This is a genomic window from Achromobacter piechaudii NBRC 102461, assembly GCF_001571245.1.
Lineage (GTDB): Bacteria > Pseudomonadota > Gammaproteobacteria > Burkholderiales > Burkholderiaceae_B > Achromobacter > Achromobacter piechaudii.
Map to the genome: position 1 here is coordinate 848,865 of NZ_BCTK01000005.1, position 13,436 is coordinate 862,300.

General features: G+C 64.6%; 11 protein-coding genes. 6 read left to right on the forward strand and 5 right to left on the reverse strand.

From position 1 onward, the window contains the following. Positions 1-5: 5 nt before the first annotated feature. Both API01S_RS10530 and API01S_RS10535 read right to left on the reverse strand, forming a co-directional pair. A complete protein-coding gene (locus tag API01S_RS10530) occupies positions 6-938 on the reverse strand; it encodes a 4-hydroxyproline epimerase (RefSeq protein WP_061304407.1) in 933 nt (310 codons plus the stop codon). A gap of 243 nt (positions 939-1,181) precedes the next feature. Further along, on the reverse strand, positions 1,182-2,096 hold the full coding sequence (locus API01S_RS10535; RefSeq protein ID WP_039883972.1) for a dihydrodipicolinate synthase family protein: 915 nt from the start codon (positions 2,094-2,096) through the stop codon (positions 1,182-1,184). Between the two features lie 218 nt (positions 2,097-2,314). On the opposite strand from API01S_RS10535, the gene API01S_RS10540 reads away from it, so the two are divergent. The 5 genes from API01S_RS10540 to API01S_RS10560 all read left to right on the forward strand — a co-directional run bounded on the left by API01S_RS10540 (position 2,315) and on the right by API01S_RS10560 (position 6,924). Beyond that, positions 2,315-2,947, forward strand: a complete 633-nt coding sequence (locus tag API01S_RS10540) for a DUF4198 domain-containing protein (RefSeq protein WP_061304408.1) — start codon at positions 2,315-2,317, stop codon at positions 2,945-2,947. A gap of 23 nt (positions 2,948-2,970) precedes the next feature. Continuing rightward, positions 2,971-3,252, forward strand: coding sequence for a DUF3649 domain-containing protein (locus tag API01S_RS10545; protein WP_006218160.1), 282 nt, complete (start codon positions 2,971-2,973; stop codon positions 3,250-3,252). Then, positions 3,249-5,027 (forward strand): PepSY-associated TM helix domain-containing protein, encoded by a 1,779-nt coding sequence (locus tag API01S_RS10550; RefSeq protein ID WP_061304411.1) that lies wholly within the window; start codon positions 3,249-3,251, stop codon positions 5,025-5,027. The genes API01S_RS10545 and API01S_RS10550 overlap by 4 nt, the downstream gene beginning before the upstream one ends. Beyond that, entirely contained in the window at positions 5,024-5,347 is a 324-nt protein-coding gene (locus API01S_RS10555; protein ID WP_006218162.1) for a DUF3325 domain-containing protein, read from the forward strand. Before API01S_RS10550 ends, API01S_RS10555 begins: the two co-directional genes overlap by 4 nt. A 227-nt stretch (positions 5,348-5,574) precedes the next feature. After that, positions 5,575-6,924, forward strand: coding sequence for a tryptophan--tRNA ligase (locus API01S_RS10560; protein WP_061304412.1), 1,350 nt, complete (start codon positions 5,575-5,577; stop codon positions 6,922-6,924). A 60-nt stretch (positions 6,925-6,984) separates the two neighbouring features. Here the strand turns inward: API01S_RS10560 and API01S_RS10565 are convergent, their stop codons facing one another. Both API01S_RS10565 and tex read right to left on the reverse strand, forming a co-directional pair. Beyond that, entirely contained in the window at positions 6,985-7,491 is a 507-nt protein-coding gene (locus API01S_RS10565; protein WP_006218164.1) for a hypothetical protein, read from the reverse strand. 302 nt (positions 7,492-7,793) lie between these two features. Further along, complete coding sequence (tex, locus tag API01S_RS10570; protein WP_050727796.1) at positions 7,794-10,172, reverse strand: RNA-binding transcriptional accessory protein Tex; 2,379 nt, start codon at positions 10,170-10,172, stop codon at positions 7,794-7,796. A 214-nt stretch (positions 10,173-10,386) separates the two neighbouring features. Between tex and API01S_RS10575 the strand changes: the two genes are divergently transcribed. Then, entirely contained in the window at positions 10,387-12,489 is a 2,103-nt protein-coding gene (locus API01S_RS10575) for an ATP-dependent DNA helicase (protein WP_061304413.1), read from the forward strand. 139 nt (positions 12,490-12,628) lie between these two features. On the opposite strand, the gene API01S_RS10580 is transcribed toward API01S_RS10575, so the two are convergent. After that, complete coding sequence (locus API01S_RS10580) at positions 12,629-13,417, reverse strand: outer membrane protein assembly factor BamD (protein ID WP_006218167.1); 789 nt, start codon at positions 13,415-13,417, stop codon at positions 12,629-12,631. Between the last annotated feature and the right edge of the window lie 19 nt (positions 13,418-13,436).

Sequence of the window (13,436 nt, forward strand, 5' to 3'; positions counted from 1 at the left end):
GGCCGCTAGAGCCGGATGCCCCAGCCGAAGGGGTCGTCGGGCTGGATCAGCAAGGTGGATTCGGCGCACACATGCGCGCGCCCGCGAATGGTGGGGATGACTTGCGTGCCTGCCATTTCGTAGCTCGCCTGGAAGGTGCTGCCGATGACGCTGGCTTGACGCCAGACCTGCCCGGGCGCGAGCTTGCCGTCGGCGGCAAGGCAGGCGAGCTTGGCGCTGGTGCCGGTGCCGCAGGGCGAGCGGTCATAGGCCTTGCCGGGGCACAGCACGAAGTTGCGGCTGTCGGCGTTGGGATCGGGGGCGAACAGTTCGATGTGGTCGATTTCAGCGCCGTCGTGGCCGGTGACGCCCGACGCTTGCAACGCTTGCCGTACGGCCCAGGCGTAATGGGTCAGTGCGTCGAGGTTGTCCGGCGCGACGCGTTGCGCGTGCTGGCCTACCAGGAAGAACCAGTTTCCGCCCCAGGCCACGTCGCCCACGACCTCGCCGTATTCCGGCACATTGACGCATACGGCCTGGTGCAAGCGATATGCGGGCACGTTGCGCACGCTGACCGAGCCGTCTTCGTGCAGCGTGGCGCGGATGGTGCCGACCGGTGTTTCGATGCCGTGTACGCCGGGCTTGAGACGGCGCAGGTAGGCGAGGGTGGCGACCAGGCCGATGGTGCCGTGTCCACACATGCCCAGGTACCCGGCATTGTTGAAAAAGATGACGCCGGCGGCGTTGGTGGGGTTCTGCGGCGCGCAAAGCAAGGCGCCCACCAAGACGTCGCTGCCTCGCGGTTCCAGGACGGTGGCTGCGCGCCAGGCGTCGTGCCGTTCCGCAAGCAGACGTTGCCGTTCGGCCATGTCGCCCGTGCCGAGATCGGGAAAGCCGGAGACAACAAGCCGGGTGGGTTCACCACCGGTATGGGAGTCGATGACACGGATCTGCTTCATTGACGCGCCTTGTGTGCAGGGGTTGAAAACGTGCAGCGAGCAAGCGGCCTGACAGCGCATGGCTTGCCAGCGAACGAACGAGAATCAACGGGCTAGTCTAGGCAATTAAATGCGTGGCGTCGTGTCGTAGTGACCGCAACGTCACGCATTTTTTTCATAGGGCGTTTCAGCGATAACTCCATGACATTGAAGGCAATTCCTTGGTGTTATCTGATTACTTCTACGCCCCACGAAGCCAGGCGATCAGGGCACCGATCGATATTGCGCGGGACGCGTGGCCAGGGCGTGCGCGACGACGCGTTCGATCAGCGCGCGCTCTTCGCCGATCACCGGCAGGCGAGGGCGTCGCACGTGTTCGGTGCCCACGCCAACCAGCGCATCGATCAGTTTCAGGTTCTGCACCAGCTTGGTGGAAACGTCCAGGTGCAGCAGCGGGGTCATCCATTGATAGAGCGCCAACGCCTCGGGGTACTTGCCGGCTTTCATCAGGTCGTAAAGCGCGACGGTCTCGCGCGGAAACGCGCAGCCCACGCCGGCTAGCAAGCCGTCGCAACCGAGCGCCAGGCCTTCATAGGCAAGATCGTCCACGCCCAGGAAGATCTGATAGCGATCGCCCACGACATTGCGCAGATCGGTGACGCGGCGGGTGTCGCCAGAACTGTCCTTGACGGCGGCGATCCACTTGCAATCGGCCAGTTCGGCCATGTGGGCGGGGGTGAGATCCACGCGGTAGGCGATCGGATTGTTGTAGACCATGATGGGCTGCTGGGCGGCCTCGGCCATGGTGCGCACGTTCAGCATGGCTTCACGCGCGTCCGCTACGTAGATCAGCGAGGGCATGACCATGAAGCCGGCCACGCCCAGCTTGTTGGCGCCTTCGATGAAGCGCAACGCTTCGCGCGTGCTGGTCTCGGACACGTTGGCCAGCACGGGCACGCGTCCGCCCGAGGCGTCCAGCGCGATCTTGGTGACCTCGAGTTTTTCTTCCAGCGTCAAGGTGCTGGCTTCGCCCAGGGATCCGCAGGTGACCATGCCATGAATGCCGTTGCGGATCTGGAAATCGATGTGCTTGGCGGTGCCTTCGGCGTCGATGCTTTCATCGGCGTGGAATTTGGTGGTGATGGCGGGAAAGATGCCTGTCCAACGAGGGTGCGTCATGAAGAACTCCAAGGTTGACGTAGGGTGGGTGGCTTTCAATATATGGCTAATATATTTAATTCACGAACTAAAGGAATGAGGGTTAACCAGCGTTTGTCAGCCCTGTCCCGATTTTGGATGTGCCTGATAGTGAGAATGGTTATAATTCAGGCCGATGAAAAACAGGCATCAGCTGCGGGGCTGACCTGATCCCTTCATCGGACTAAAGGAAATAACCAATGACATTCGCAAGGACTTTGGTCGCGATCGCCCTGATGGGTGGCGCGGGCGCCGCGCAGGCGCACTTTGTTTGGCTGGAACGGGGGGGTGAAGGCCCGGCCAAGGTGTATTTCGGCGAATGGGCCGATGACTTGCGCGAAAAGCAGGACGGCTTGCTGGGCAAGGTCCTCGTGTCGCCGGTCGTGACGGCGGCCGACGGCACGGTGTTGAAAGCCTCGGGCAAGGGCGCGGATTTCTTCGAGTACGCGACGACGGGCAAGGGCGACGTGCGGCTGGCCCAGCCCATTCAGTTCAAGGAAACGCTGGTGAAGTACGGCGCCAAGGTTGGCCGCACCGACACGCAAGCCAAGCTGGACCTGGAACTCGTGCCGACCGCCGCTGGCGCCAACAGCTTCGTTCTGAATTTCGAAGGCAAGCCGCTGGCCAAGACGGAAGTGACCGTCTTCGGACCGCCGAAATGGGAAAAGCGCTTCTGGAGCGATGAGAACGGGCGCATCGAAATCACCACGCCGTGGCCCGGCCAATACGTGCTGGAAGCCGCGCACGTGCAAGAAAAGGCGGGCGAGGCGGACGGCAAGTCCTACGCCAAGATCCGCTACGTCTCCACCCTGACCTTCAATGTGAATCCGTGAAAGCTCCCGCAGCCGGCGCAGGCATGATGCGCTATCGCATGGCCGTATTTTCCAGGGCGGCCGCCGCCATTCTGGGCGGCTATGCCCTGGCCTCGGCGGCTGCGGCCTGCCTGGCGGTCTGGCTGCCCATGGGGCGGGCGGACGCTGTCACCACGGCCTTGATGTTGTCTTTCGTCGTCTATACCTGCGGCGTGATCTGGGTGTTCGCCACGCGCAATGCGTGGCGCGCCTGGATCGGCATTCTTGTGCCGACCGCCTTGCTTGGCGGCCTGTTCCTGGCCAGCCGCGCGATGGGGATGGCATGAAGGCAGGAAAAGTCAAAGCGCAGGGCGAAGAAGGCCTGCGCCAGTCGATGTCGTGGCTGCACACCTGGGCCGGATTGATATTCGGCTGGGTGCTGTTTGCGATGTTCCTGACCGGTTCGCTGGCGTTCTTCCGGCCGGAGATCACGCGTTGGATGCAGCCTGAAATCCAGGTGCAGCAGGCGCCCGCCGTGCAATCGGTGCAGATCGCGCAGCGCTATCTGGAAGAGCATGCTCCCGATGCCAAGCGCTGGTTCATTACGCCGTCCTCCAGCCGCGAGCCGTTGATCCTGCTGCTTTACCAGGTGCCCAAGCCCAAGCCCGGCGAGCGCGGATTCGTGCGGGTGAAGCTGGATCCGGCCACCGGCCAGGCGGTGCAGGGTCGAGAAACGCGCGGCGGCGAATTCTTCTATCGCTTCCACTTCGAACTCGAGACCGCGTTCCCTTGGGGGCGCTGGCTGGCCAGTATCGCGGGCATGTTCATGCTGGTGGCGATCATCAGCGGGATCATTACGCACAAAAAGATATTCACGGATTTCTTTACCTTCCGGCCGAAAAAGGGCGGGCAGCGCGCCTGGATGGATGGGCACAATGTGCTATCGGTGCTGGGGCTGCCGTTTCACCTGATGATCACCTTCAGCGGCCTGGTGCTGTTCATGGTGATGCTCATGCCCGCCGGCATCAAGGCCGTCTACGAGAATCCGCGCCAATACACGGACGATGTCTTCAAGTCGTTCAAGGTCACGCCGCCCCGCGGCGAGCCCGCGCCGCTGGTGCAGCTTGCGCCGCTTGTCGAACAGGCGCAGCGGGAGTGGCAAGGCCGGCTGGGCCGCGTCACTGTCAATAATCCGGGCGACGCCGGCGCGACGGTGACGCTGGTGCGCGCGGCGGCCGATGGCGTGTCCTACGGTCTGATGGCGCCGTGGCAGCGATTCGATGGCGTCACCGGCAAATTCATCGAGGGCCAGGGCGAATTGGGCGCCACGGCAAGAACGGCCGGCACGGTGACGGGGCTGCATCTGGGCCTGTTCGCCGAGCCGCTGTTGCGCTGGTTCTATTTCCTGGTCAGCCTGGCCGGGACCGGCATGGTGGGTACGGGGCTGGTGTTGTGGATCGCCAAGAGGCGTCAGAAGGCGCGTCCGCAGGGTGCGCGCGAAGCCTTTTCGCTGCGCCTGGTGGACGGCCTGAATGCCGGCACCATCGCGGGCGTGGTGTTGGGCGTGGCCGTCTTCTTCCTGGCCAACCGCCTGATCCCGACCGATATGCCGGGACGCCAGCTGTGGGAATCGCGCGCGTTCTTCACGGCCTGGGCGCTGTCCTTGATCTACGCCTTCCTGTTTCAGCGCCGCAAGTGGCAGGACCTGCTGGCTGCCGCTGCCGCCGCGCTGGCCCTGGTGCCTGTCGTCAACGCCCTGACGACGTCGCGTCATCTTGGCGTGTCGCTGCCCGAGGGGGATTGGGTCATGGCCGGGTTTGACCTGACCTGCCTGGCCAGCGCCGCGCTGTTCTTCTGGATGTCGCGCAAGGCGGCGCGTGCGCGCCATGCGCCTGCCAAGAGGGCCGGCAAAGGGACGCACAACGCAAGCCGAGGGCCTGCCAAGGGGGCGGCCCAAGGACAGGCCGATACGCCAGCCAAGTCACCGGCACCCGCAAGCGGCGCGCCGGAACCCGTTGCGGCACTTGCCGCCAAATCGTCGTCCCCGGCGGTTGCCGGGGCGGCCGACAAGCCTGTAGCAGTCTCTGCCGTCGCATACGAAACGCAAGGGGATACGCCATGACGCTCGCCGCTTTCTGCCTGGCCTACGCGGGCTTTTCCGCGCTGTGCCTGGGCATGGATCGTCACTACGAAGACCTCTTCGACCGCGCCATGCCGCGCCGTCACCGGGTGCCGCTGCGCCTCTTTGGCTGGATCGCGTTGGCCCTGTCGCTGTATGCGTCGGCCACGGTCTGGGGCTGGAGCTACGGCACCGTGGAATGGATCGGCATCCTGAGCATCGCCGGGCTGCTGCTGATCTGGTTCCTGACCTTCCGCCCGCGCGCCGCGCTGACCACGGGCGGAATCTGCGCGCTGGCCGCGCCGGTGCTGGCTGTTCTGTAGCGTGCTGATCCGCGCTCGGCAGCTCGGAAAACAGGCGGCCCGCGACAGCCCTGGTGCAGGCTTTCTCCAGACACCTGATCTGCCGTAGGCGGTTCCGCTCTCAAGCGGCGCGCGACATTGCGATCGCGCGGTCGCGCGCCTGGGCGGGATTTGCCGCCCCGTCAGCCCTCGGCGTCGCCGGCGCACGTTACACTGCTCGTTTCCCCCAGCACACGCCTCTTCGCCTTATGAATACCCGCGTCCTTACCGGCATTACCACCACTGGCACCCCCCACCTCGGCAACTATGCGGGAGCCATCCGGCCCGCCGTGCAGGCCAGTACGCAGCCCGGCGTGGACGCATTCTTCTTCCTGGCGGACTATCACGCGCTGATCAAGTGCGACGACCCGGCCCGCGTGGCGCGTTCCCGCCTTGAGATCGCCGCCACATGGCTGGCGGTGGGCCTGGACCACGAACGCGTGACGTTCTATCGCCAATCCGACATCCTCGAGATCCCCGAACTGAGCTGGCTGCTCACCTGCGTCACCGCCAAGGGCATGATGAACCGCGCGCATGCCTACAAGGCATCCGTGGATCAGAACGTGGCCAAGGGCGTGGACCCGGATGACGGCATCACGATGGGCCTGTTCTCGTATCCGGTGTTGATGGCGGCCGACATCCTGATGTTCAACGCCAACCGCGTGCCGGTGGGCCGCGACCAGATCCAGCATCTGGAAATGGCGCGCGACATCGCCCAGCGCTTCAACCATCTTTACGGCCGCGATTACTTCACGCTGCCCGAGGTGGCCATCGAAGAGGACGTGGCGACCTTGCCCGGCCTGGATGGCCGCAAGATGTCCAAGAGCTACAACAACACCATTCCGCTGTTCGAAGGCGGCGCCAAGGCGCTGCGCGCGTCGGTGATGCGCATCGTGACCGATTCGCGCGCGCCGGGCGAAGCCAAAGACGCCGAAAACTCGCATCTGTATACGCTGTACCGTGCGTTCGCCACGCCCGCCGAATCCGCCTTGTTCCGCAAGCAGCTGGAAGACGGCATGGGGTGGGGCGACGCCAAGCAGGCACTGTACGAGCACCTGGAAAACCAGTTGGCGCCGATGCGCGAAAAGTACGTGGACCTGATTGCCAACCCTGGCCGCATTGAAGACATTCTTCAGGCCGGCGCCGACAAGGCGCGCAAGCAGGCCTTGCCGCTGATGCAGGAATTGCGCGTGGCGGTTGGCCTGCGCAACTTGAATGCGGGCGCGGTGGCGGGCAAGCAAGGCAAGAAAGACAAGGACAAGGGCGCGCGTTTCGTCAGCTTCCGCGATGAAACGGGCGGCTTCCGCTTCCGTCTGCTGGCCGCCGATGGCGAAGAATTGCTGTTGTCGCAGCGCTTCGCCGATCCCAAGCAAGCGGGCGCGCTGATGCGCCGCCTGCAAGAGGAACCGGCTGCCGACGTGCTGCAAGCCTCGGGCGAAGGCTACGCTGCCGTCATCGATGGCGTGACGGTGGCCGAAGCGCCTGCTGCCGCGCAAGGCGATGCAGATGCGCGCCTGACGCGCACGCGTGAGGCGCTGGCGTCGCTGGCGAAGGAATAAGTCTTTGAACGGGCGGTCGCCGATGGCGGTGCGTTGCGCCGCCATTCGCCGCCCAACGCGTTACGCCTGACGGGCGCCCGCCACGATGCGGCCGTCGCGCACCTGGAAGCGCTGCGCGTTGCCTTGCCCCGCGATCTCAAGCAGGTCGCCTTCCGAATAGCCGGTCACGTTGGGGCAGTCGAGCCATTCCGGGTTGATGAACGGAAAATATTTCAGCGCGCCGCTGCCTTGGCTGGCGAAGTCGAAGGTGGTGTTGGCGACCACTTCCGGGTCCCATTGGCTGGCGTCGAAGGTCAGGGCGCAGCCCTCGCCGATGCGGTACACGATGCTGGCGCCCATGCTGGCAAAGCCCAGCGCGCCCACCTGAAGCTGCGCGCCATTGCGCAACTCGATGACCCGGCTGCCCAGTCGTTCCAGCGTGATGTGCTTGAAGGCCACTTCGGCCCCGTCCACGATCAAATGCGAGTATTGGCCCAGCGTGATTTCGGCGTAGGTGCCGCTGTGGCCGGCTTCTTTTTCGGTGATCGTTACCGCTTCGTTGGCGGCAAGCGTGATGGTCGTGCGCATGTCGAATGGCTCTCCGGGGGGGCTCTCAGGATGGGGCGCTTTTTCTTTTACTTCTTGCCTGATAGACGGTTCGCGCCGCGGTTCGCCTGATCATGGTGTTTGTGTCTGCCGTGTTCCCCAACGCCACCAGCTTTTATTATTTGGACACAATCCGATATTTTCCCTTATTTTTCTAATTCCTGATTGAGAAGGCGCAAGGAAATTCTCAATCTACGGGAAAGTCCCAGGGTCAAAAACAGGCAAAAAAAACCAGGGCGCAAGGCCCTGGTTTTTTGTCGACACGCGATGCGTGAGCTTGGCGATCAGCGCTTGAGCTTGGCGAATGCGTCCGCCATGGCGCTGTTCATGCCACTGGCGCCACCGGCCGCGTTGCCACGGCCGCCATCACCCTGCGCGCGGCGGGGACGATCGCCGCCCTTGGGGGCGTCGCCGCTGCGGCGAGCCGGAGCGGCGGTGTCGTTCAAGCGCATGGTCAGTGCGACGCGCTTGCGGGCGGCGTCCACTTCCAGCACTTTCACGCTGACCGTCTGGCCCACGCGCACCACGTCGCGCGGATCTTTGACGAACTTCTCGGCCAGCGCGGAAATGTGGACCAGGCCATCCTGGTGCACGCCGATATCGACAAACGCGCCGAAGTTGGCCACGTTGGTCACGACACCTTCCAGCACCATGCCCGGGTACAGGTCGTTGAGCGTTTCGACGCCTTCCTTGAACTGCGCGGTCTTGAATTCAGGACGCGGATCGCGGCCAGGCTTTTCAAGTTCGGCGAAGATGTCGCGCACCGTCGGCAGGCCGAAGCGTTCGTCGGTGAAGTCGGACGGTGACACGCCCTTGAGCGCATCGCGCTGGCCGATGATCTGTTTGACCTCGGCCTTGATCTTGGCAACGATGCGTTCGACCACGGGATAGGCTTCGGGGTGGACCGACGAGGCATCGAGCGGGTTGTCGCCGTTCGGAATGCGCAGGAAGCCCGCGGCCTGTTCGAAGGCTTTCTCACCGAAGCGCGGCACCTTGCGCAGCACCTCGCGAGTGGGGAACGCGCCGTTTTCGTCGCGCCAGGAAACGATGTTCTTGGCCAGCGACGAGTTCAAGCCCGAGACGCGGGCCAGCAACGCAGCCGATGCGGTATTCACGTCCACGCCGACGGCGTTCACGCAATCCTCGACCACGGCGTCCAGCGACCGCGCGAGTTCGCGCTGGTTGACGTCGTGCTGGTACTGACCCACGCCGATGGCCTTGGGATCGATCTTGACCAGCTCTGCCAGCGGATCTTGCAGGCGGCGGGCAATCGACACGGCGCCGCGCAGCGTCACGTCCAGGTCGGGGAATTCCAGCGCGGCGGTTTCCGAGGCGGAATAGACCGATGCGCCGGCTTCGGAGACCACCACGCGGGTGACCTTCAGGTCGGGGAAGCGTTCCATCATGTCGCCCACCAGCTTCTCGCTTTCGCGCGAGGCGGTGCCGTTGCCGATGGCGATCAGGTCGACCTTGTGGCGCGCCACCAGCGCGGCCAGCGTGTTGATGGTGCCGTCGCGATCGCGGCGCGGTTCGAAGGGGTAGACGGTGGTGGTGTCCACGACCTTGCCGGTCTGGTCGATCACGGCGATCTTGCAGCCGGTGCGGATGCCCGGATCCAGGCCCAGCACGGCCTTGGGGCCGGCCGGCGCGGCCAGCAGCAGGTCTTTCAGGTTGGCGGCAAACACGCGGATGGCTTCGGCCTCGCCGCTTTCGCGCAGGCGACCGATCAGCTCGCTTTCAAACGCCGTCAACAGTTTCACGCGCCACGTCCAGCGGCACACTTCGCCCAGCCAGCGCGCACGCGGCGTGGCGTCCAGCGCGAACAGGCCGTTGCCTAGCTTCAGGAAATTGGCGATGCGCGCGACGCACGGGTGCGGCAACTGCGCTTCAAGTTCGGCTTCCAGGCCCAGGCGCAATTCCAGCACGCCTTGCTGACGGCCGCGCAGCAGCGCCAGGATGCGGTGAGAGGGCAAGGTGCGCAAAGGTTCGTTGAAATCGAACCAGTCGCGGAAGTTGGCGCCTTCGGTTTCCTTGCCGTCGATCATCTTGGAATAGATCAGGCCGGTGGACCACAGGTGCTCGCGCATGTCGGCCAGCAGGTCCGCATTTTCAGCGTAGCGCTCGGCCAGGATGTCGCGCGCGCCGTCCAGCGCCGCCTTGGCGTCGTTGATCGACGCTTCGGGGTTCAGGTATTGCGCAGCCAGCGCGGCGGGATCGCAGGCCATGTCGGCCAGGATGGCGTCCGCCAAGGGTTCCAGGCCAGCCTCGCGAGCGATCTGGGCGCGCGTGCGGCGCTTGGGCTTGTACGGCGCGTACAAGTCTTCCAGGCGTTGCTTGGTGTCGGCGGTGGCGATTTCCTGCTGCAATTCGGACGTCAGCTTGCCTTGCTGCGAGATGGACTCAAGGATCGAGCCGCGGCGCTCTTCGAGCTCGCGCAGATAGCCCAGCCGCACTTCCAGGTTGCGCAGCACGGTATCGTCCAGGCCGCCGGTGGCTTCCTTGCGATAGCGCGAAATAAACGGCACGGTGGCGCCGTCATCCAGCAGTTCCACCGCCGAAGCGATTTGGGAGGCGCGCGCGCCCAGCTCGGTAGCAAGCTGCGCGATGATGCGGGCGTTGTCGACGCCAGCGGCGACGTACGTGATAGCGGAAGTTTCAGACATCTCTATACGACGGCAAAAAGGAAAAACAAGGGGCGGATTGTGCCATAAGCGGCTGTTACAGAACGTGCCAGGGTGGACCCTTCTGTCCCTCAGCCAGCCGGAAAGGGCGACGGGCAGGGGGTATCATTTGGTCCTTTCCCACATCAGTGTCTGGCGCCCGAACCGTTATCGGTACCGGTTCACCATAGACTCCGACCGACACTAGGCTGCCGTAATGCTGGACCTGGATATATCCGAATTTTTCGACGAGGACGGGCCGTTGGCTACGGCCATGCCCGGCTACAAGCCTCGCCCTTCGCAGGTGGAGCTGTCACAGGCCATCGGCGATGCCATCAAAGACCGCGCCACTCTGGTGGCGGAAGCCGGCACCGGCATCGGCAAAACCTGGGCCTATCTTGTACCCGCCTTCATCCAGGGCGGCAAGGTGCTGATTTCCACGGGTACGCGCACGCTGCAAGATCAGCTGTTCGCGCGCGACCTGCCTCGTGTGCGCGCGGCGCTGGCTGCGCCCGTCACCGCCGCGCTGCTCAAGGGGCGCGGCAACTACGTCTGCCACTACCATCTTGAACGCCTGCAAGGCGATGAGCGCGCGCTCAAGTCGCGCACTGAAATCCAGCAACTGCGCCAGATCCAGGTGTTCGCGGGCATTACCAAGACCGGTGACCGCAGCGATCTGGCGCAGGTGCCCGAAGACGCCGACATCTGGCAGCGCGTGACCTCGACGCGCGAGAACTGCCTGGGCCAGGAATGCCCGCGCATCCGCGACTGCTTTGTCGTCAAGGCCCGCCGGCAGGCCCAGGAGGCCGATGTGGTCGTGGTCAATCACGCGCTGTTCATGGCCGATCTGGTGCTGCGCGAAGAGGGCGTGACCGATCTGCTGCCGGAGGCCGACACCGTCATCTTCGACGAGGCGCATCAGTTGCCCGATACCGCCACGCGGTTCCTGGGCAGCAGCGTGTCCACGCACCAGCTGATGGATTTCGGCCGCGCGTTGGAAGTGGCCGGCCTGGCCTATGCGCGCGAGGCCGCCAAATGGAGCGACGTCAGCCGGCATCTGGAAACCGCCGCGCGCGAATTGCGCCTGGCCTGTGCGCCGCTGGACCGCATGCCAGGCCGCAAGGCGACGTTTGAAGCCATCCCCAACCCCGAAGAATTCGACGAGGCCCTGGCCGCCTTGCGCGACGCCGTGGATACGGCCACCAAGGCCTTGGGCGCGGTCGCCGAAAAACATCCTGACCTGATGGCAGCGGCGCGCAGTGGCGCCGAGATCTCGGTGCGGCTCAAGCGCTGGGGCACGCCGGGCCGCGCGGGCGGTGCCACGGACGACGAAGGTTGGGGCCGGGATGACCAGGCGCCCGAGCTTGGCGCCGACGCCGCGTTGCCCGATGGACCGTCCACGCCCACCGCTATCCTGGAAGGCGTGGCGGCGGCCACCGAGCAATGGACGGGCCCGGCGGTGCGCTGGGTGGAACACGGCTTGCACCATGTGCGGCTGCACTCCGCGCCGCTGTCCGTGGCGCAGGCGTTCTCCAAATACCGCAAGCCGGGACAGGCCTGGATCATGACGTCCGCCACGCTGTCGGTGAACGGCGAGTTCACCCACTTCACCAGCCAGCTCGGCCTGGAGCGCGCGCGCACGGGCAAGTGGGAATCCCCGTTCAATTATCCCGAGCAGGCGCTGCTGTTCGTGCCACGCGGCATGCCCGAGCCGCAGTCGCCGCAGTTCCTCGATCGTTTCGTCGATACGTTGATGCCCTTGCTGCAAGCCAGCCCGGGCGGCACGCTGGTGCTGTGCACGACACTGCGCGCCGTGGAAAAAGTGGCCACGTTGCTGGCCGACGCTTTTGATGACGCGGGCCATGACTGGCCCTTGCTCAAGCAGGGCGAAGGCACGCGCCGCGATCTGCTTGACCGCTTCTGCAAGCTCAAGCATCCGGTACTGGTGGGCAGCGCCAGCTTCTGGGAAGGCATCGACCTGCCGGGCGACGTGCTGACGCTGGTGGCGATCGACAAGCTGCCGTTCGCGCCGCCTGACGACCCGGTCATCGAAGCGCGCCTGCGCGCTTGCCGCGCACAGGGAGGCAACCCGTTTTCGGAATACCAGCTGCCCGAAGCCGCCATTTCGCTCAAGCAGGGCGCGGGCCGCCTGATCCGCACGGAATCCGACTGGGGCGTGTTGATGGTGGGGGATGCGCGCCTGGTCGAAAAGCCCTATGGCAAGCGCCTGTGGCGGGGCCTGCCGCCGTTTGCACGCACCCGCGAACTGGAAGAAGTGCTGGCGTTTTATCGCCGCAAGCAGGGCGATCAGGACGACTGACGAGACGCCTCCGGGCGATGATCGCGGCAGGCTTGGATCGCTGCCCCGGATCACGCCTGCCTGTTGCACCACCCATGAAAAAGCCCCTCGAATTACTTCGAGGGGCTTTTTTTCCCATGCGCTTGAACGCGCCGATCAATCAGTCGAACGGGTTCCACCAACTGCGGTCGGCCTTCAAGCCTTTGGACTTGAAGTCGCTGTTGGGAAAGTTCTTGTCGTAGACGCGCTGCGCGTCGTTCTTCAAGTCGGTCATGCCCAGTTTGTCGTAGGACTCGACCATCAGGTAGAGCGCCTCTTCGGTGGCGGGGGCGCCCTCGAAGTCGGTGATGACGGTTTGCGCGCGGTTGGCGGCGGCCACGTAGGCGCCCCGCTCGTAGTAGTAGCGCGCGACGTGCACTTCGTTCATGGCGATGGTGTTGACCAGCCACGCGATGCGCTTTTCGGCGTCAACCGAATACTTGCTGTCCGGGTAGCGCTTGATCAGCTCGTTGAAGGCGTCGTAGGACGCGCGCAGGCCCTTGGGGTCGCGTTCGGCGGGATCCTGACCGGTGATGCTGGTCATGAACGCGCTGGCCGGCGTGAAGTTGATCAGGCCCTTGAGGTAGAGCGCGTAGTCGGTGCCGGGGTGGTTCGGGTAGAGCTGTTGGAAGCGATCGATGGCAGCCAGGGCCTGTTCGTTTTCGCCGTCTTTCCAGTTGACGTAGGCCAGCTCAAGCAGGGCTTGCTGGGCGTACACGCCGAATGGGTAGCGGCTTTCGATGGCGGTCAGCCGTTCGCGGGCTTCCTTCCAACCGCCCGAGGACATTTCGGACTTGGCGTCAGCGTAGAGCTGTTCGGCGCTCCAGTTGGTGGTCTTGTCGTATTTGCTGTTGGTCGAGCCGCAACCGGCGATGACGATGACGGCAAATAGCGCGATAACCACGCGCAAAACCGGCCCGCTTCGGGAT

Excerpts from the sequence above, each read along its gene's own strand:
- tex (WP_050727796.1), bottom strand. The coding sequence starts at position 10,172 with ATGTCTGAAACTTCCGCTATCACGTACGTCGCCGCTGGCGTCGACAAC.
- API01S_RS10565 (WP_006218164.1), bottom strand. The coding sequence starts at position 7,491 with ATGCGCACGACCATCACGCTTGCCGCCAACGAAGCGGTAACGATCACC.
- API01S_RS10555 (WP_006218162.1), top strand. The coding sequence starts at position 5,024 with ATGACGCTCGCCGCTTTCTGCCTGGCCTACGCGGGCTTTTCCGCGCTG.
- API01S_RS10575 (WP_061304413.1), top strand. The coding sequence starts at position 10,387 with ATGCTGGACCTGGATATATCCGAATTTTTCGACGAGGACGGGCCGTTG.
- API01S_RS10530 (WP_061304407.1), bottom strand. The coding sequence starts at position 938 with ATGAAGCAGATCCGTGTCATCGACTCCCATACCGGTGGTGAACCCACC.
- API01S_RS10540 (WP_061304408.1), top strand. The coding sequence starts at position 2,315 with ATGACATTCGCAAGGACTTTGGTCGCGATCGCCCTGATGGGTGGCGCG.
- API01S_RS10560 (WP_061304412.1), top strand. The coding sequence starts at position 5,575 with ATGAATACCCGCGTCCTTACCGGCATTACCACCACTGGCACCCCCCAC.
- API01S_RS10545 (WP_006218160.1), top strand. The coding sequence starts at position 2,971 with ATGATGCGCTATCGCATGGCCGTATTTTCCAGGGCGGCCGCCGCCATT.
- API01S_RS10550 (WP_061304411.1), top strand. The coding sequence starts at position 3,249 with ATGAAGGCAGGAAAAGTCAAAGCGCAGGGCGAAGAAGGCCTGCGCCAG.
- API01S_RS10535 (WP_039883972.1), bottom strand. The coding sequence starts at position 2,096 with ATGACGCACCCTCGTTGGACAGGCATCTTTCCCGCCATCACCACCAAA.